At 64.3% G+C, this 842-nt stretch carries 1 protein-coding gene; it reads right to left on the minus strand.

Annotated features, from left to right (window positions below; translation table 11 throughout):
* Positions 1-767 (minus strand): IS5 family transposase gene (locus GVN67_RS29090; protein WP_159995133.1). Its coding sequence is split into 2 segments (ribosomal slippage): positions 1-458 and positions 458-767, totalling 768 coding nucleotides; the frame shifts between segments, so codons are not numbered across the junction.
* Positions 768-842: the final 75 nt, after the last annotated feature.

Consider the following 842-nt stretch of genomic DNA (forward strand, 5'->3'; position numbering starts at 1 on the left):
CTAGGTCACGGACTCATAATGCCGCAGCCATAGCCTTGACCCGACAAGGTGTAGGGCAGCGAGGTAGTTGCGCGAGAGCTTGTCGAAGCGGGTGGCGATGCGTCGGAAGTGCTTCATTCGATTGAAGAAGCGTTCGACGAGATTGCGCTCTCGATAAAGCTCGGGCGGTACCGATCTCTGGTGCTTCCGGTCTCGCTGGGTCGGGATGTGGGCCTGCCCGCCGCGCGCGGCGACGAGATCCAGGATGGCCCGGGCGTCGTAGCCGCGGTCGGCGACCAGGTCCCGGCCCGGCTGCAAGTGCTCGATGAGGGCCGGTGCAGCGGCCTTGTCGGAAGCCTGGCCCGGCGAGACCAGCAGCACCAGCGGCAGGCCGGCCCCGTCGACGGCCGCGTGGATTTTGGTGGTCAGTCCTCCACGAGAACGGCCAATGGCGTGATCCGAGCCCCCTTTTGACCCCCTGCGGCATGCTGATGGGCGCGCACGATCGAACTGTCGATCAATTGCAGCGACTGCGGCGAGCTGGCCGCCAGCATCTCGAAGATCCGCAGCCAGACACCAGCGCGCGCCCAACGGTTGTAGCGATTATAGACCGTCGTATAGGGACCATAGCGCTCCGGCAGGTCACGCCAGGGCGAGCCGGTGCGCAGGATATAGAAAATCCCGTTCAGCACCCGCCGGTCATCAACCCGAGGCACGCCCCGTGGCTTGTTCGGCAGCAGCGGGGCAATGATCGACCACTCGCTCTCGGTCAGGTCGAACCGGGCCATCTGACGCTCCTCACCATCTGGAGCTTTGAATCAGGGCACGCCGAACACCGCAAGCTTTATGAGTTCACTACCTAG

The organism is Roseomonas sp. 18066 (assembly GCF_902706185.1).
Classification (GTDB): domain Bacteria; phylum Pseudomonadota; class Alphaproteobacteria; order Acetobacterales; family Acetobacteraceae; genus Pseudoroseomonas.